The sequence below is a fragment of the Pseudoalteromonas sp. S327 genome, assembly GCF_005886415.1.
GTDB lineage: Bacteria > Pseudomonadota > Gammaproteobacteria > Enterobacterales > Alteromonadaceae > Pseudoalteromonas > Pseudoalteromonas atlantica.
This window is the reverse complement of the sequence record NZ_PNDP01000055.1, coordinates 73,462-91,145: the sequence shown is the minus strand read 5'-3', so window position 1 is coordinate 91,145 and position 17,684 is coordinate 73,462. Positions and strand designations below refer to the sequence as shown.

Sequence of the window (17,684 nt, the reverse complement as noted above, 5' to 3'; positions counted from 1 at the left end):
GCATCTTGTTCTGCGGCAATTCGCTCTTGCTCTAAACGTTCAGCTTCTGCTTTTTCTGCTGCAATACGCTCTTGCTCTAAACGCATTTGCGCTTCTTGCTCAGCTAAACGTGCAGCTTGTGCTTGTTGTTGCGCCTGTGCTTCGGCTTGCTCTTTTGCAAGCAACTCTGCATTAGCCTTTTCAATTGCTAAACGCTCTGCTTGTGCTTTTTCAGCAGCAATACGTGCTTGTTCTTCACGCTCTGCTTCGGCCTTTTCTGCCGCTAAGCGCTCAGCTTCTTGTTGCTGAGCTAATGCCTGTTGTTTATCAGCTTCTGCTTGTTTTTTATCTGACTTACCAAAACCGAGCCAAGACATGAATTTACTTTTTTTTGCCATACTTGCTAATAACCACTTATAAAAATCTGATAAACTAAAATTTGAAATAGCTTGGTGTGGCTCAGCAAAGCGTGCCGGCCAAACAACCGTTCAAAACGTAAGTGCTAAATAGTAACACTTTTAATGCGGTTGAAAAATGAAGCTAAACGTAAACTACGCACAATATTATCTGAGCTAGATCCCTTATACCATTTTTTAGTGACCTAAATGAGAAAAAAAACAACGAAAAATAAAGCAATTAGCAAATCTACTGACGGCTTTATTAGAGTAATCAGCGGGCAATTTCGTGGCCGTAAACTGCCGGTAAAAAATGTAGAAGGGCTACGCCCAACAACAGACCGCATTAAAGAAACCGTGTTTAATTGGTTAATGCAAGATACGCGCGATGCAACAGTACTCGATTGCTTTGCAGGCTCTGGCGGGCTTGGCTTTGAAGCGCTGTCTCGGTTTGCTAAAAGCACCACGTTTATCGAACTAGATGCCTCGGCTGCTAAGCAAATTGAGCAAAATATTAGTACCTTAAAGCTTGAAAATGCACAGGTAAAACACACTAATTCACTCTCATATTTAGAGCAAAAGAATACAAATTCACCATTTAATTTAGTTTTTGTTGACCCACCATTTCGTAAAAACTTAGCGCAAAGTAGCTGTGATTTATTAGAAAATAACCAATGGCTTAGCGAAGACGCGCTCATTTATGTTGAGGTAGAAACCGAGCTAAGCAGCTTTTCACAACCAGATAACTGGCTGTTAATTAAAGAGAAAAAAGCAGGGCAAGTATTCTGTAGGCTATACCAACGCCAGCCAAATTAACACTATTTAAGCCGCTGCATTTCTGTTAATATTATCCTTTACATGTGGTGTTGCTTCGGATTACAATACCGCACCATTTTTGAACCACTTGATCAATGTTTGATCAACTTGAGCAACGCTCATAATTTAGGTAGGTGAATTTTTAATGCCAGTAATTAAAGTAAGAGAGAACGAACCGTTTGACGTAGCACTTCGTCGCTTCAAGCGTTCATGTGAAAAAGCAGGTATCCTTTCAGAAGTTCGTCGTCGCGAGCACTATGAAAAGCCAACAGCTGAGCGTAAGCGTAAAAAAGCTGCAGCGGTTAAGCGTCACATGAAGAAGCTTTCTCGCGATAACGCACGTCGCGTTAAATTATACTAATAGTATTAGGTCTTGTATAAATGAGCCTTTTAATAACGCTAAAAGATGCGCAAAAAGATGCGATGAGAGCGAAAGACAAACAACGTCTTAACCCTATTCGCATGGTGCTTGCCGCAATCAAGCAACGTGAGATTGACGAGCAAATAACACTAGACGACGCAGGTATTACCTCCGTTATAGTGAAGCTTGTTAAACAACGTCGTGATTCTTACACTCAGTACAAAGATGCTGGGCGTGAAGATTTAGCCGAAATTGAAGCCAATGAGATCGCAGCACTAGAAACTTTTTTACCTCAACAATTGAGTGAAGAAGAAATAGTTGCCCTTATTGATGCGGCTATTGCTGATACTAATGCAGCAGGTATGCAAGACATGGGTAAAGTAATGGGCATAATCAAAAGCAAAGCCGAAGGACGTGCCGATATGGGCAAGCTTTCTGGTTTAATTAAGCAACGATTAACAGCCTAATACTCCCACATACACAAAGTATGATTAAAGCAAACCGAGCCTAGTGCTCGGTTTCTTCGTTTAAGTAGACAAACAAAACGCTTTTAAGTAATGCTCGTGCATGTAATTAAGTGATTTATTGTGTAGCTACAAAAGCACATCGAAGGCTAGGTAAAATGGGTTATTTAGGGCTATCACTTACTGCGCCTGCACTGCTCTACCTTCAACATTCTAGCTTTGCACGCTGTTAGCGTCAGGTTTAGCACCTAAAAATGATTAAGTATTATTGCCCATGGATATAATGTAGCTTTTTAGCTTACCGATACCCCTTTTATAAATGCGCGCATTGTGTTGAAATTACACCTCACCAATTGTTAGGACTACTTACAAAACATGGCTGGAAAGATCCCACGAAATTTTATTGACGATTTACTCGCCAGAACAGATATTGTAGAGCTAATAGACTCTAAAGTTGGTCTTAAAAAAGCAGGTAAAGACTACCAAGCTTGCTGCCCTTTCCATAACGAAAAATCTCCCTCGTTTACTGTTTCTCAAGATAAACAGTTTTACCACTGCTTTGGCTGTGGTGCTAATGGCAACGCTATTTCGTTTGTTATGGAATACGACAAGCTTGAATTTGTTGATGCTATAGAAGAGCTCGCAAGCCTTTTAAATTTAGACGTACCTCGCGAGAAAGGCAGTAGCTCAGCACCTGAGCGCACGGCAGCGCAAAAGCGCTCAGATTACGATTTAATGTTACACACAGCACGCTTTTACCAGCATCAATTAAAGCACCACAGTAACTCTGCTGCGGTGATTGACTATGTAAAAGGGCGTGGTTTAAGTGGCGAAACCGTTAAAAAGTTTATGATTGGTTATGCGCCAAGCGAATGGGAAGCGCTGTGCCAACAACTTGGCCGAACAAAAGAGCAAAAAGAACAGCTGGTCGAGCTTAAGCTCGCCTCCGAAAAAACACCAGGTAGGCAGTTTGATTTTTTCCGCGATCGGTTAATGTTCCCTATTCGTGATAAACGTGGCCGTGTTATTGCCTTTGGCGGACGTGTAATGCAAGCCGACCAAGGGCCTAAATACCTCAACTCACCAGAGACCCGCATTTTTCATAAAGGCTTTGAGCTATATGGTCTTTATGAGGCAAAACAAGCACATAAAAAGCTTGAGCATGTACTTATTGTAGAAGGTTACATGGATGTAGTTGCACTTGCAGAGCAAGGTATTGAATATGCCGTAGCTGCGCTTGGTACCGCAACAACAAGCGAGCATATGCATACGCTATTTAGAACCACCGACAAAGTTATTTGTTGTTACGATGGCGACAGAGCGGGCCGCGACGCTGCATGGCGAGCACTAGAAAATGCCCTGCCCTACTTAAACGATGGCAAAGCATTACACTTTGTATTTTTACCTGACGGCGAAGACCCCGATTCACTGGTTCAGCAAGAAGGTAAAACACAGTTTGAGCAACGCTTAAGCCAAGCAGATGATTTTACCAAAGTGTTATTTAATAAGCTTAGCCAAGAAGTAGACCTAACACTCGACTCAGGCAAAGCTAAGCTATTAAGTGCCGCTTTGCCGTTAATTGAAAAAATTCCGAGTGAATTTTACCAAGAAAATATTTTAGAGCAGTTAGGGCGATTAATTGGCCGTACGCGTGAGCAACTAAATAGCCGCTTAAAAACACCAAAGCAACAACACGCTGTTGAACGAAAATTTAAAATTACCCCAATGCGCCAAGCTATTGGTATTTTAATTCAGCACCCACAGTTAGCTAAAAGTGTGCCCTATTTGCCAGAATTGGCACAAATGAACATAGCGGGTATTGGTTTGCTACTGCGCTTACAAGAGCGCGCATTGCAAAAAGACAATGCGAACACAGCGGTTTTACTCGAATCATTTAGAGATTCCGAAGATTACGAACCGCTAGTAAAGCTTGCCACATGGCAGCACCAAATTAGTGATGAGCGTTTAGAGACTGTTTTTCAAAATACTTTTAAATTTATTGAAGATCAGTGTTTAAATTATCGACTAGAGACCCTATTAATAAAGGACAAGACACAGGGCTTATCAAGTGATGAAAAACTAGAATGTCATTTACTTATGACAGCGCTAAAAGCGAGTAACAGCTAGTCAGACTTGATTTAAACTGTTATACTGTGCTATTCACTGCGTCACATTATTAAAGTTAGTTAAAAGGCTAACTCTATGATGACGCCTGTTGTATCAACTTATCAGAGTGGAAGAAACAATCTCTATGGATCCAACTCCTCAGTCACAATTAAAACTTCTGATTCAAAAAGGTAAAGAGCAAGGCTACTTAACTTTTGCTGAAGTAAATGATCACCTTCCACAAGACATAATCGACTCAGATCAAGTAGAAGATATCATTAGCATGATTAATGACATGGGTATCAAGGTTAGCGAAAACGCGCCTGATGCTGATGAATTAATGATGCAAGAAACCACGACAGACGAAGACGCAGCAGAAGCTGCTGCTGCAGCCCTTGCAACTGTAGAAAAAGAAATTGGCCGTACAACTGACCCAGTGCGCATGTATATGCGTGAAATGGGAACTGTTGAACTTCTTACACGTGAAGGCGAAATTGTAATCGCTAAGCGTATTGAAGAAGGTATCAACCAGGTACAAATTTCTGTTGCCGAATACCCTGAAGCGATTACTTACCTACTTGAACAGTGGGATAAGTTTGAAGCAGAAGAAATGCGCTTAAGCGACATTATTTCAGGCTTTTTCGACCCTAATGAAGACGAAGCGCAAATCTCAGCAACTCACATTGGCTCTGAATTAAGTGAAGAACAACTTGATGAAGACGATGATGAAGATGACAAAGACAGCGATGACGATGAAGACGAAGAAGAAGTAGATACAGGCCCAGATCCAGAAGAAGCCCGCATTCACTTTGAAAACTTACGTGATTTATACGTTAAAGCTCGCGCTACCTTTGATGAAAAAGGGCGTTCGCACCCAGATTCTCAAGCCGCTATTTTTGAAATTGGCGAGCTTTTCAGAACCTTTAAATTAGTACCAAAACAGTTTGATCGCATGGTTAACAACATGCGTGAAATGATGGATAGAGTGCGTATTCAAGAACGCCTTATCATGAAACAAGCGGTACAAATTGCTAAGCTACCTAAGAAAACGTTTATTAAGCACTTTGCTAATAACGAAACTGACTCAGCGTGGCTAGACCTAGAAATAAATGCTAACGAAAAACACTCAGCTAAACTTGAAGAAGTGAAGCCTGAAATTATTCGTTGCATCCAAAAGCTATGTGTAATTGAAGAAAGCACAGGCTTAAGCATTGAGCGTATTAAAGACATTAACCGTCGTATGAGCATTGGTGAAGCAAAAGCGCGCCGTGCGAAAAAAGAAATGGTTGAAGCTAACTTACGTCTTGTAATCTCAATTGCTAAAAAATACACAAACCGTGGTTTACAGTTCTTAGATTTAATCCAAGAAGGTAACATTGGCTTGATGAAAGCGGTAGATAAGTTTGAATACCGCCGTGGTTATAAGTTCTCGACTTATGCTACGTGGTGGATTCGCCAAGCGATTACCCGCTCAATTGCTGACCAAGCAAGAACAATCCGTATTCCAGTACATATGATAGAAACGATTAATAAACTTAACCGTATCTCTCGTCAAATGTTACAAGAAATGGGTCGTGAGCCAAATCCTGAAGAATTAGCAGAACGCATGATGATGCCTGAGGATAAAATCCGTAAGGTACTTAAAATTGCCAAAGAGCCAATTTCGATGGAAACACCAATCGGTGATGATGAAGATTCGCACTTAGGTGACTTTATCGAAGATACCACTATTGATTCGCCAATCGACTCGGCAACAATGGAATCTCTTCGTGGCGCAACAAACGACGTGCTAGCAGGCCTTACAGCCCGTGAAGCTAAAGTACTTCGTATGCGCTTTGGTATTGATATGAATACCGACCACACCTTAGAAGAAGTAGGTAAACAGTTTGACGTAACACGTGAGCGTATTCGTCAAATAGAAGCGAAAGCACTGCGTAAATTACGCCACCCTTCTCGCTCTGATTTACTAAAAAGCTTTTTAGACGCTAAATAATTTAGCGCTTCATATAAACTAAAAAGGCCGCTGTAGCGGCCTTTTTTCTATTTAAAGGAAACAACCATGGCTTGGATCCAAATCCGTATCAATGCCAATGCTGCTACCGCAGATGCAGTGAGTGACTTATTAATGGAAGCAGGCAGCGCCTCTGTTACTTTTATTGACGCTAAAGACACGCCTATTTATGAGCCTAAAATTGGCACCGTTGAGTTTTGGGCCGATACCACTGTAATTGGTCTATTTGAAGCCAATCATGATATGAACGCGGTAATTGCATTACTTAAGCGTCATGATGAAATTAAAGACACGCTGGTATACAAAATTGAGCAACTAGAAGATAAAGACTGGGAACGTGAGTGGATGGATAACTTTCACCCAATCCAGTTCGGCGAAAAACTGTGGATATGCCCAAGCTGGCGCGACATTCCAGACCCAGATGCAGTCAATGTATTGCTCGACCCAGGCCTTGCGTTTGGTACGGGTACACATGCAACAACGGCACTGTGCCTTAAATGGCTAGAAAGCCAAGATTTAACCGGCAAAACGGTAGTTGATTTTGGTTGTGGATCGGGCATTTTAGGTATCGCAGCCATTAAACTTGGCGCAGAGCGCATGATAGGTATTGATATTGACCCGCAAGCACTAGAAGCAAGCTTAGATAACGCACAACGTAATGGCGTAGCCGATAAGCTTGAGGTATACCTACCAGAAAACCAACCTGAGTTTAGTGCTGATATTGTAGTAGCTAATATTTTAGCGCAGCCGCTGCGTGAGCTTCACAGTGTAATTTTGGGATTACTTAAACCGGGTGGCAAAATTGCTATGTCGGGTATATTAGAAGAGCAAGCCCAATCGGTTGCCGATATTTACGCACCGTTTATTGAGCTTGACGATATTGCACAAGAGGGTGATTGGACCCGTGTAAGCGGTACAAAAAATAGCTAACCGCATACATTTATAAATTTAGAGTTTTAACTCAAAACTTGCATGTAAAGCCTGTATTTAACAGGCTTTACTATTTTTTTACAGTTAGAAAATTAGCACGTATAATTTGACAAAATTATTTTTTGTTTAAATTTCAAACAAATCGACCCACTTGTCATGCGGTTATCAAAAGTCAATACGAAAAGGGCAAAAAAAAGTCACTTTTGTTCAATTTATAGCCTTTGATTTTTCCTAAAAAAACCGTAAACTTAGCGCCCCTTGAAAAGAGGCCTATTGAATACAGTGCGTATCGGTTCATACCAACTTGAGAATAATGTAATAGTCGCGCCAATGGCAGGTATTACAGACAGACCATTTAGACAGCTTTGCCGCCGCTTAGGCGCAGGCTTGGCCGTGTCTGAAATGTTATCGTCAAACCCGAAGGTTTGGAAAACTGAAAAATCGATGAACCGTATGGATCACAGCGGTGAGTCGGGTATACGCGCGGTGCAAATTGCAGGAGCTGATCCTGAGCTTATGGCGCAGGCCGCACAATTCAATGTTGCTAACGGTGCACAGATCATAGATATCAATATGGGGTGCCCAGCAAAAAAAGTGAACAAGAAACTCGCAGGCTCTGCATTATTACAGTTTCCTGAACTTGTGGAAGAGATAGTTGATGCAGTGGTTAACGCTGTTGATATCCCTGTCACACTTAAAATCCGTACAGGATGGGATCAGGACAACCGTAATGGTGTAGAGATTGCGAGAATAGCTGAGCGTTATGGCATTGCGTCACTTGCCGTACATGGGCGTACACGCGCATGTATGTACAAAGGTGAAGCAGAATATGCCACGATTAGGGATATAAAACGCTCAGTGTCGATACCTGTGGTTGCTAATGGTGATATTACATCTCCAGAAAAAGCAAAGCAGGTTTTGGACTATACGGGTGCAGATGCCATCATGATTGGCCGAGCCGCCCAAGGTCGCCCTTGGATATTTAGGGAGATAGACCACTATTTGCGAACTGGAGAACACTTACCACCACCTGCTATTTCAGAGGTGCGAAGTATTTTAATGGAGCATTTAGATAACCTCCATGCGTTTTACGGCGAGCCAATGGGAGCGCGAATCGCTCGCAAACATGTATCTTGGTATTTGCAAACCCATGACAGTGACGGTCAGTTTAGGCGAGTATTTAATGCGCTCGACAACCCACAAGCACAGGTTGACGCATTAACGCAATACTTTAAAACACTAGCAGCTAACTAAGAAAGAAAGAGATTAAATAATGTTCGAACAAAACGTGACTTCTCCATTTATCACAAACCCTCATGTTCAGTCACACGAGAAACCGCAGCCATTGCGTGATGCAGTAAAAAAAGCTGTTCACCACTATTTAAAGCAGCTTAACGGTCAAGATGTGCAAGACGTTTACGACCTTGTTCTTTCAGAGCTAGAAGCGCCATTACTTGAAGAAGTAATGACATACACACGTGGTAACCAAACTCGTGCGGCAATTTTACTAGGTATCAACCGTGGTACTTTACGTAAAAAGCTTAAAAAATACGGCATGAACTAATATGCTGGCTGTGAGTTATCGCAGCTAATTTTAAAAAAGCACCTTCGGGTGCTTTTTTTATGCGTACAATTTAGTTGAGATGTTGCAAAATGCTCACGCTTATTGGCGCTTTATAAGTCGTTTTTTGAGTAGTAATCAGTTAAAATGCCCGCTTCTAAGCTAGCTCATTAACTGAGGAAATTAAACTACAATGGATACTCATCGTCCTATTCGTCGCGCACTATTAAGTGTGTCTGATAAAACCGGTATTGTTGAATTTGCCCGCGCACTAGAAGCGCAAGGTGTAGATATTTTATCAACTGGCGGTACCTGCAAACTCCTTGCTGATAACGGCATAAAAGTGACTGAAGTATCAGATCACACAGGTCATCCTGAAATCATGGATGGTCGCGTAAAAACCCTTCATCCTAAAATTCACGGCGGTATTTTAGCGCGTCGCGGACAAGATGAAAGCGTAATGGCAGATAACAACATCTCTGCTATCGATATTGTTGTAGTTAACTTATACCCCTTTGCGAATACTGTCGCTCAAGAAAACTGCAGCCTTGAAGATGCTATTGAAAACATTGATATTGGCGGACCTACCATGGTTCGTGCAGCCGCTAAAAACCACAAAGACGTCACCATCGTGGTAAACGCAAACGATTACGAGCGCGTTATTAGCGAAATGCAAAGCAACAATGGCTCAACAACGTACAAAACACGTTTTGATTTAGCCATTGCCGCGTATGAGCACACAGCTCAGTACGATGGCATGATTGCTAACTACTTTGGCAAAATGGTACCTGATTACACTGAAGAAGCCGCTGAAGAGACTAAATTCCCACGCACTATCAATATGCAGTTCACTAAAAAGCAAGATATGCGTTACGGTGAAAACTCACATCAAGATGCTGCTTTTTATGTTGAAAACAACGTAAGCGAAGCGTCTGTTGCAACAGCTACTCAACTACAAGGTAAAGCCCTGTCGTTTAATAACATTGCAGATACCGACGCAGCACTTGAATGTGTTAAAGAATTTGATGTACCTGCATGTGTTATTGTTAAACACGCAAACCCGTGTGGCGTTTCAATTGGCGAAGATATTCTTAGTGCTTACGACCGCGCCTTTAAAACAGATCCAACCTCAGCGTTTGGTGGCATTATTGCCTTTAACCGCGAGCTTGACGCTGCAACAGCACAAGCCATTGTTGAGCGTCAATTTGTTGAAGTAATCATTGCTCCTAGCGTTTCAAGCGAAGCAGCAAAAATTGTTGAAGCGAAAAAGAACGTACGCTTATTAGCGTGTGGTCAATGGAGTGGCAAAGCAACTGGCCACGATATTAAACGTGTTAACGGCGGTGTTTTAGTACAAGACCGCGACCTAGGCATGGTTACCCAAGGCGATTTAAAAGTCGTATCTAAGCGCCAGCCTTCTGAGCAAGAACTTAAAGATTTACTATTTTGCTGGAAAGTGGCTAAGTTTGTTAAATCAAACGCGATTGTATATGCCCGCGACGGTATGACCATTGGCGTAGGCGCAGGCCAAATGAGCCGTGTTTACTCAGCTAAAATAGCGGGTATTAAAGCCGCTGATGAAAATCTAGAAGTACCTGGCTCTGTAATGGCATCAGATGCGTTTTTCCCATTCCGTGATGGTATAGACGCAGCCGCAGCCGCTGGTATTACTGCGGTTATTCAACCGGGTGGTTCAATGCGCGATGAAGAAGTTATCGCCGCCGCTGACGAAGCTGGCATGGCGATGGTATTTACCGGCATGCGCCACTTCCGCCACTAATCACACAAAGGGTTAAACACAACGTTTAGCCCTTTTTGTTTGCAATCAATTCACGTATTCTGGTTCAACACCTATATAAAATGTTAAGGAACAAACGATGAAATTTGCACTAAAGTCACTACTTGTTGCCTCGCTTACGCTGACCTCAACAATGGCACTTAGCCATAACCATGAGTCAAGCCTTAGCCATGCTATTCAATCAAGCGAGCGTAGCGCTAAAAATAGCGCCCGCGATGAATACCGTCACCCTGAGCAAACACTGGCATTTTTTGGTTTTAAACCAACAATGACCGTGGTTGAAATTGCCCCAGGCGGTGGTTGGTACAGCGAAATTTTAGCCCCTGCACTTAAAGAGCAAGGCTTATATTACGCAGCGCATTTTCCGAGTGACTCATCGGTAGGTTACTACCAGCGCTCTTTGGCTGGCTTTAAGAAAAAAGTGGCCGTGGATGAGCGTTTTAGCAAAGTAAAAATTTCTGAGTTTGCCCCATTAACGCACACTGATATTGCCCCTGCCGGCACTGCCGACATGGTATTAACCTTTCGCAATGTACATAACTGGTACATGGGTAAAGACACTAAAGGCGCACTCAGTGCATTTAAGTCTTTTTATAAAGCGTTAAAACCAGGTGGCGTATTAGGTGTAGTTGAACATCGCTTAGATGAAAGCCGACCTGATGAGGATCAAAAATCAACCGGCTACATGAAGCAAAGTTACGTGGTCGATCTAGCTAAAAAAGCTGGATTTGAATTAGTTGCAAGCAGTGAGATTAACGCCAATCCAAAAGATACAGCCGATCACCCTAAAGGGGTGTGGACGCTACCACCTAGCTTACGCCTTGGCGAACAAGACGCAGATCAATACAAAGCTATTGGTGAAAGCGACCGTATGACGCTGAAATTTAAAAAACCGCTTTAAATAGGAATATTTCGCCATGAATGTATTAGTCATTGGCAGCGGCGGCCGTGAACACGCACTTGCGTTTAAGGCCGCTCAAAACACGAAAGTAAACACTGTATTTGTAGCACCGGGTAATGCCGGTACTGCACTTGAGCCAAAACTAGAAAACGTTGCAATTAACGTTGAAGACCTAGATGGCCTATTAAGCTTTGCACAACAAAACAATGTAGAACTTACTATTGTTGGCCCTGAAGTACCGCTTGTATTAGGCGTAGTAGATAAGTTCCGTGAACACGGTCTCGCTATTTTTGGTCCAACAGCCGGTGCAGCGCAGCTAGAAGGCTCTAAGTCGTTTACTAAAGACTTTTTAGCTCGCCATGCCATCCCAACCGCTGATTACCAAACGTTTGAACAAATTGACCCTGCCCTTGCTTATTTAAAAGAAAAAGGCGCGCCAATTGTAATAAAAGCAGATGGCCTAGCAGCTGGTAAAGGCGTTATTGTGGCAATGGATGAACGCGAAGCTGAAGATGCTATTCGCGATATGCTTGCCGGTAATGCTTTTGGCGAGGCTGGCAGCCGCGTCGTGATCGAAGAGTTTTTAGAAGGCGAAGAAGCCTCTTTTATTGTTATGGTTGATGGTAAAAACATTTTGCCATTTGCAACAAGCCAAGATCATAAGCGTGCATATAATGGCGATGAAGGTCCAAATACTGGCGGCATGGGCGCATACTCACCGGCACCTGTAGTAACCGACGAGATCCACCAGCGCATTATGAACGAAGTCATCGTTCCTACCGTTGAGGGTATGGCAAGCGAAGGCCATCCTTACACTGGCTTTTTATACGCAGGCTTAATGATTGATGCTCAAGGCACGCCTAAAGTAATTGAGTACAACTGTCGTTTTGGTGACCCAGAAACGCAACCTATGATGCTTCGTCTTAAATCAGACTTAGTTGAACTAGTTGAAGCGGCAAACCGCGAAGAACTTGATAAAACAACCATTGAGTTTGACCCGCGCGCAGCCGTAGGTGTTGTACTTGCCGCTAAAGGCTACCCAGGTGATTACCCTAAAGGTGATGCAATATCAGGCCTTAAAGTTAACTACCCTGCTGATGAAAAAGTATTTCATGCGGGTACTAAGCAAGATGGCGAAAACGTTGTCACCGCAGGTGGACGTGTATTATGTGCAACGGCACTCGGCAATACCGTTACCGAGGCACAGCAACGTGCATACGATCTTGTAAAACAAATTAGCTGGGAAGGTATGGAGTACCGCACCGATATTGCTTACAGAGCGATTGCCCGAGAGCAGTAGCCTGTAACTAAATTATTGGTTTAACTTAGGGCCTGTTTATCTTTCGAGATTAAATTTGCAGCAGTCTGTTTGGTATTTAGGCAAGGCAGAGCCTATGTAGTGTGGTTATTCCCCATAAATAGGCGATAACGCAGTATAAATACCAAACACGCGCTGCACGAAGGTTCGTCCTAGGGACGATTAACTCTTTGTTGCTCGGTTTTTACTTAGCCCACTAGGTTACAAACCTCGCGCCACGATTAAATCGTCCCTAGTTAGAACAAATTTTAATCCTGAAGGATAAGCAGGCCCTAAAAATTTAACTAAAAAAGCGCAGTTTATATGCGCTTTTTTAGTGCTACACTAATTAAAAGATTTATTACAAGTATACAACGTTGGAAACGAAAACTTTACGTTATCATGCCGCGGCCATAGCCATACTGATTTTCATATTTTATATTATTAGCACACTCGCTTCTAACCTGGTTGTGCCGACTCGCTATACCATCGATAAAACCACGCCTGTATATTTAGACTTTGCCTACTACATAGATGAAAGTAAATCTCACACACTCAACGATATTATTTTAAATCCCGAGCTAATCACCCACCAGCCGTTAACCGATATTCAATGGAGCTTTAAGCAGCAAAACTATTGGCTATTTATAGACCTTGAAAATAAAAGTTTGGATGCTCAAGACATTGTTGCCCATTTTGATAACCCGATGGTTGATCACCTCAGCGTGTATCGGTTAAACAAAAGAAATGAGCTTATAGAAAGCTATAAATTAGGTGATAAAGTAAAGTCTCTCACGCTTTTCCAATATAGCGTACCGCATATACGTTTTGCACTTGAGAGTAAAACAACAGAGCGCTTAGCCATAAAAATAGATACAACGGGGATCAGCAAAACCCCGGTTAATTTGTACCGCCATAAAGAATTTGTTGATTTAGTTCGCTCGCAAACCGGCATTTGGGGCATATTTGCCGGCGTGTTATTAATGGCTGCCCTGTATAATTTAGTGCTTTATTTTGGGATTAAAGACCGCGTTTATTTAGTTTATATAGGCTATATAATTAGTGCGCTGTGTTTAATGGGCATTGTAATGGGCTTTGGCTTTTACTTGTGGCCCCTAGAGTGGCAATTGTACTTACACGAAAAAGTGATTTTTTCAAACTACGCAATGGCCTTTTTTACGCTCGCCTTTTGCACCATGTTTTTGCGCTACCACAAGGACAAATGCTGGCGCTATAAAATGAGTAAAGCGCTACTTATTTTAATATTTTTATTATCAATCACCACTTTATTTATACCCGAGTACATTGCAGCACCCATCTTTTTTTGTGTATTAAGCTTGTTATATATTACGTGTGTTATTTTAATTTATAACAAACTACGCACGGGCTTTAGGTGGGCGAAGTTTTACGTTTTTTCGTGGGTTCCCCTCATTGTTGGCGCGGCAATACAGCCATTAGAATTAACGGGCTATTTGGATTATAGCTTTGCGATTCGTCACGCGTTTTTAGTGGCTATATTGTGTGAAGTTATTTTAATGGCTATGGCACTTGCCGATAGAGTGCGCTACCAGCGCGAGCGTGCGCTTTATCATGCTACACATACTCAGCAAACTAAATTACTTAACAGTGCCAAATTAAAACAAGCGTTTATGAGCTTACAAGCACAGGGGCGTAATACCACCTTGTGTTTAATTAAAATTCGCCATTTTAACTCGCTCAATACCATTATTACCCCATCGCAGGGCTACACTTTAATAAAGCACGTGGCTAAACAAATAGAGTTAGAGCTTAGCCATGAGCGCGAATTTACCAACCTAGATACAGATTTTAATAACAGCCCCCGCTTAGCCGACTTAGGCAGCGGGGTATTTGCCTGCATATCTACTAAAAACCAAAACCAGGAGTCACTTGAAGGGGCCTTAATTAAAGTTATAAATAGCCTGCCCAAACAATACGAAATTCAAGGCTTAAACTTACAACTTACCTATAACATAGGGATTAGTAGCGCAGCCCACAGTGACGACTTTGAATACTGGACGAAACGGGGTTACTTGGCACTTAAAAAAGCTAAAAGTAATAACGATTTAGTAGTAAGCGCTTCTAACGGCAGTAATATATTAATGGATGTGGCATTGGCCGCTAAATTACAAAAAGCAATTAAAAACAACCAACTAGCGTTGTATTATCAGCCTCAAATAGGGCTGAACTTTAATCAAGTATGTGGCGCCGAAGCACTGTTACGTTGGCCCGATCCGGCTTTTAAAGGCGTATCGATAGAAGAGCTGATCACCCTTGCTGAGCACACAGGTATTATTAACGAGCTTACCTTATGGGTTATTGAGCAAGCCTGTAAAGATATCGTCAAACTAACCGAGCAAGGCTATAACGATCACCCAATTAGCGTAAATTTAAGTGCTAAAAATCTGTCGATTAAAAACCTAGCCGAAAAAGTCGAAAACGTCCTTATAAAATACCAAGTTCCGGCGCAGCTTCTTAAGTTTGAATTAACAGAGTCAGCATTAGTCGAAAGCCACGAAGCGCTTATTTCATTGGTTAATGAGCTTTCTGATTTAGGAGTGCGCGTGGTCCTTGATGACTTTGGCACTGGCTATTCATCGCTAAGTTATTTGGTTAATTATCGCTTTACGGAGCTTAAAGTAGATAAATCGTTTGTATTTGATTTAACGAATAACACCGCCAATAAAGTGATTGTGCAAACCGCTATAGATATGGCACATAACCTAGGGCTATCTATAACCATGGAAGGCATAGAAACCCAAGATGTGCACCACTTATTAAAAGAAATGGGCGCCGACAGAGCGCAAGGTTACCTATACGCTAAGCCACTCCCCCTAGATGACTATTTGTATTTCTTAAAAAGCCAATACAGTTTAAAGATGTTAAACTCCACGTTTTAATATCAACATCTTTAGGGGCCAAGTAAAGATGCAAGGCACTTTGCGTAAATTAAAATCGAGCTTAACAGAGCCGGTTCAATATCATCTTCCTGTGGGCGACAACCTAGTCGACCTAAACGCACTCATTGGTAAAGAGTTAACGCTGACGTTTAGCGGTACCATTTTATGCTCAAACTGTGGCAAAAAAACCAAAAAGAGTTACTCGCAAGGCCACTGTTTTGTGTGTATGCGTAAGCTTGCTAGCTGCGATATGTGCATTATGAAACCAGAAACCTGCCATTACGATAAAGGCACCTGCCGCGAGCCGCAATGGGGCGAAGAAAACTGCATGATCCCGCATTATGTGTATTTAGCCAACACCTCTGGGCTTAAAGTAGGCATTACTCGCCATACGCAAATACCGACACGTTGGGTTGATCAAGGCGCCACTCAAGCACTGCCTATTTTTAAAGTACAAACACGTTTGCAATCAGGCTTAGTTGAGGTGGCATTGGCCGAGTTTATTGCCGATAAAACCAATTGGCGTAACATGCTAAAGGGCCAAAACGAAGCCATTGACCTTAAAGCCGCCGCGGCAGAGCTGATCCCGCAAATTAGCGATAAATTAAACGAGCTAAGCGAGTTATTTGGTGCCACAGCCATAGAGCAACTTGATGAAGACGTGGTTGATTTAAACTTTCCGGTAACAGAGTACCCCACTAAAATTAGCTCGTTTAATTTTGATAAAAACCCAGTAGTAAGCGGCGTGCTGCAAGGTATAAAAGGTCAGTACTTAATTTTTGATACTGGCGTTATTAATGTGCGTAAATTTACCTCATACGAGGTAACCGTAGGGTAACTATGCTAAACAGCTTTCCACAGTTATTAATTGTTTATAATGAGCTTGAAATAGCGCACGATAAACAAGAACAAGAAGCGTGTTTGCACAGCGTTACGCAAAGTGAGCTTAGCAATGTGCGCGTGTTAAACAAGCAAGGTGAGTACGTTGACCTGCAAGGCGCTGCATGCGCCCCTCTTTCACAGGAGCAGCTAGCGCAACTGGTCACCACTTATTTATTAAATGAAGGGCAATGCTGCCTTGGCAAAATTAAAACCCTTAATACCAAGCAGGCGTTTGATTTACTAGGTTTATAACCCTTTAGTTATACCAATTCGCTTAATTAAGTATTATTGCGGATTGGTATTAGTACTCACTAAGCACTTTTATATGCGCTACAGCACTTCTTCCTAATGCTGATAGCGCATAGCCCCCTTCAAGGTAAGATATAACACCCTTGCAACCACTCTCTTTTGCAACGTCGCATAATTGCTCTGTAAGCCAGCTGTAGTCATCTTCTACAAACTTTAAACTTGCCATGTCATCTTCTAGGTGGGCATCAAACCCTGCACTAATAAATAGCAGCTCTGGCTTAAAGGCTTTTAATTTTGGCAACCATTGGGTATTAAACACTTCTTTTAAATCATCGCCACTACTGGCAATTGGCAAAGGGGAGTTAACTATGTGGCTGTTATTTTTTACGGCCGTGTTTGGGTAAAATGGGTATTGAAATAGCGAACAAAGTAATACGTTTTCATCGTTTATAAATATGTCTTGGGTGCCATTACCATGGTGTACGTCAAAATCAGCAATTGCTATACGTTTAATGCCTTTGCTTTGGGCATACTTAACCGCTATAGCTAAATTATTAAATACACAAAACCCAGATGAAGCGTGTGCATTGGCATGATGCCCTGGCGGGCGTACAGCGCAAAACGCCGCATCGAGTTTATCTGCGAGTATTTCATCTACAGCCAACAACCCTGCTCCTACGGCGCGCTCTACCGCTCTAAACGAATCAGGGCAAAGCCAGGTGTCGCCATCAAGGTTATGTAGCCCCTGCTCAGGGACTAAGCGCTCCACAAGGTTAACTAATGACTCATCATGGGCTAATAAGTAATGCTCACGCTGCGCTTTAGGCGCTTGTAGATGCGTTAAGCCAATATCTACACCACTTGCCAAAAGTCTATCAGCAATAGCGTCTAGGCGCTCTGGGCACTCAGGATGTTCGTCAATCATTTTATGTTTACGGCAATGAGGATGTGAAATAACTGCAGTACGCATAAACGCTCCTTTAATGTGAGTGCTTAATATAACAAAGCCACCTTAC

15 protein-coding genes and 1 pseudogene are annotated in these 17,684 nt (G+C 42.3%); 14 read left to right on the top strand and 2 right to left on the bottom strand.

Translation table 11 applies throughout. The features are described 5' to 3' along the window. A pseudogene (locus CWB60_RS16895) lies at positions 1-356 on the bottom strand (signal recognition particle-docking protein FtsY); the annotation flags it as partial. Positions 357-584: 228 nt separating this feature from the next. Here CWB60_RS16895 and rsmD point away from each other — a divergent pair. The 14 genes from rsmD (at position 585) to CWB60_RS16825 (ending at position 16,671) form a co-directional block, all read left to right on the top strand. After that, positions 585-1,190, top strand: a complete 606-nt coding sequence (gene rsmD / locus CWB60_RS16890; protein ID WP_004588625.1) for a 16S rRNA (guanine(966)-N(2))-methyltransferase RsmD — start codon at positions 585-587, stop codon at positions 1,188-1,190. A 145-nt stretch (positions 1,191-1,335) separates the two neighbouring features. Continuing rightward, complete coding sequence (gene rpsU / locus CWB60_RS16885; RefSeq protein WP_002957797.1) at positions 1,336-1,551, top strand: 30S ribosomal protein S21; 216 nt, start codon at positions 1,336-1,338, stop codon at positions 1,549-1,551. A 20-nt stretch (positions 1,552-1,571) separates the two neighbouring features. Further along, entirely contained in the window at positions 1,572-2,018 is a 447-nt protein-coding gene (locus tag CWB60_RS16880) for a GatB/YqeY domain-containing protein (RefSeq protein WP_004588626.1), read from the top strand. 372 nt (positions 2,019-2,390) lie between these two features. Further along, on the top strand, positions 2,391-4,142 hold the full coding sequence (dnaG, locus tag CWB60_RS16875; RefSeq protein ID WP_138579965.1) for a DNA primase: 1,752 nt from the start codon (positions 2,391-2,393) through the stop codon (positions 4,140-4,142). Between the two features lie 124 nt (positions 4,143-4,266). Next, the gene (gene rpoD / locus CWB60_RS16870) at positions 4,267-6,114 is read left to right on the top strand and encodes an RNA polymerase sigma factor RpoD (RefSeq protein WP_054983281.1); all 1,848 of its coding nucleotides are present in this window, start codon (positions 4,267-4,269) and stop codon (positions 6,112-6,114) included. Between the two features lie 66 nt (positions 6,115-6,180). Further along, entirely contained in the window at positions 6,181-7,062 is an 882-nt protein-coding gene (prmA, locus tag CWB60_RS16865; protein ID WP_138579964.1) for a 50S ribosomal protein L11 methyltransferase, read from the top strand. Positions 7,063-7,344: 282 nt separating this feature from the next. Beyond that, on the top strand, positions 7,345-8,316 hold the full coding sequence (gene dusB, locus CWB60_RS16860; RefSeq protein ID WP_004588630.1) for a tRNA dihydrouridine synthase DusB: 972 nt from the start codon (positions 7,345-7,347) through the stop codon (positions 8,314-8,316). A gap of 19 nt (positions 8,317-8,335) precedes the next feature. Then, on the top strand, positions 8,336-8,626 hold the full coding sequence (gene fis / locus CWB60_RS16855) for a DNA-binding transcriptional regulator Fis (protein WP_002957804.1): 291 nt from the start codon (positions 8,336-8,338) through the stop codon (positions 8,624-8,626). Between the two features lie 190 nt (positions 8,627-8,816). Beyond that, positions 8,817-10,403, top strand: a complete 1,587-nt coding sequence (purH, locus tag CWB60_RS16850; RefSeq protein WP_004588631.1) for a bifunctional phosphoribosylaminoimidazolecarboxamide formyltransferase/IMP cyclohydrolase — start codon at positions 8,817-8,819, stop codon at positions 10,401-10,403. Between the two features lie 97 nt (positions 10,404-10,500). Further along, complete coding sequence (locus CWB60_RS16845) at positions 10,501-11,322, top strand: class I SAM-dependent methyltransferase (RefSeq protein WP_138579963.1); 822 nt, start codon at positions 10,501-10,503, stop codon at positions 11,320-11,322. Between the two features lie 16 nt (positions 11,323-11,338). Beyond that, complete coding sequence (gene purD / locus CWB60_RS16840) at positions 11,339-12,622, top strand: phosphoribosylamine--glycine ligase (protein WP_138579962.1); 1,284 nt, start codon at positions 11,339-11,341, stop codon at positions 12,620-12,622. 374 nt (positions 12,623-12,996) lie between these two features. Then, positions 12,997-15,537, top strand: a complete 2,541-nt coding sequence (locus CWB60_RS16835; RefSeq protein ID WP_138579469.1) for an EAL domain-containing protein — start codon at positions 12,997-12,999, stop codon at positions 15,535-15,537. A gap of 28 nt (positions 15,538-15,565) precedes the next feature. Beyond that, on the top strand, positions 15,566-16,375 hold the full coding sequence (locus CWB60_RS16830) for a DUF2797 domain-containing protein (protein WP_055252638.1): 810 nt from the start codon (positions 15,566-15,568) through the stop codon (positions 16,373-16,375). A gap of 2 nt (positions 16,376-16,377) precedes the next feature. Next, positions 16,378-16,671 (top strand): DUF4144 family protein, encoded by a 294-nt coding sequence (locus CWB60_RS16825; protein ID WP_004588636.1) that lies wholly within the window; start codon positions 16,378-16,380, stop codon positions 16,669-16,671. A gap of 49 nt (positions 16,672-16,720) precedes the next feature. On the opposite strand, the gene CWB60_RS16820 is transcribed toward CWB60_RS16825, so the two are convergent. Beyond that, the gene (locus tag CWB60_RS16820) at positions 16,721-17,638 is read right to left on the bottom strand and encodes a histone deacetylase family protein (protein ID WP_138579471.1); all 918 of its coding nucleotides are present in this window, start codon (positions 17,636-17,638) and stop codon (positions 16,721-16,723) included. Between the last annotated feature and the right edge of the window lie 46 nt (positions 17,639-17,684).

Bases quoted from the DNA above. Each gene is read 5' to 3' on its own strand.
- rsmD (WP_004588625.1), top strand. From the start codon at position 585: ATGAGAAAAAAAACAACGAAAAATAAAGCAATTAGCAAATCTACTGAC.
- rpsU (WP_002957797.1), top strand. From the start codon at position 1,336: ATGCCAGTAATTAAAGTAAGAGAGAACGAACCGTTTGACGTAGCACTT.
- CWB60_RS16880 (WP_004588626.1), top strand. From the start codon at position 1,572: ATGAGCCTTTTAATAACGCTAAAAGATGCGCAAAAAGATGCGATGAGA.
- dnaG (WP_138579965.1), top strand. From the start codon at position 2,391: ATGGCTGGAAAGATCCCACGAAATTTTATTGACGATTTACTCGCCAGA.
- rpoD (WP_054983281.1), top strand. From the start codon at position 4,267: ATGGATCCAACTCCTCAGTCACAATTAAAACTTCTGATTCAAAAAGGT.
- prmA (WP_138579964.1), top strand. From the start codon at position 6,181: ATGGCTTGGATCCAAATCCGTATCAATGCCAATGCTGCTACCGCAGAT.
- fis (WP_002957804.1), top strand. From the start codon at position 8,336: ATGTTCGAACAAAACGTGACTTCTCCATTTATCACAAACCCTCATGTT.
- purH (WP_004588631.1), top strand. From the start codon at position 8,817: ATGGATACTCATCGTCCTATTCGTCGCGCACTATTAAGTGTGTCTGAT.
- CWB60_RS16845 (WP_138579963.1), top strand. From the start codon at position 10,501: ATGAAATTTGCACTAAAGTCACTACTTGTTGCCTCGCTTACGCTGACC.
- purD (WP_138579962.1), top strand. From the start codon at position 11,339: ATGAATGTATTAGTCATTGGCAGCGGCGGCCGTGAACACGCACTTGCG.
- CWB60_RS16830 (WP_055252638.1), top strand. From the start codon at position 15,566: ATGCAAGGCACTTTGCGTAAATTAAAATCGAGCTTAACAGAGCCGGTT.
- CWB60_RS16825 (WP_004588636.1), top strand. From the start codon at position 16,378: ATGCTAAACAGCTTTCCACAGTTATTAATTGTTTATAATGAGCTTGAA.
- CWB60_RS16820 (WP_138579471.1), bottom strand. From the start codon at position 17,638: ATGCGTACTGCAGTTATTTCACATCCTCATTGCCGTAAACATAAAATG.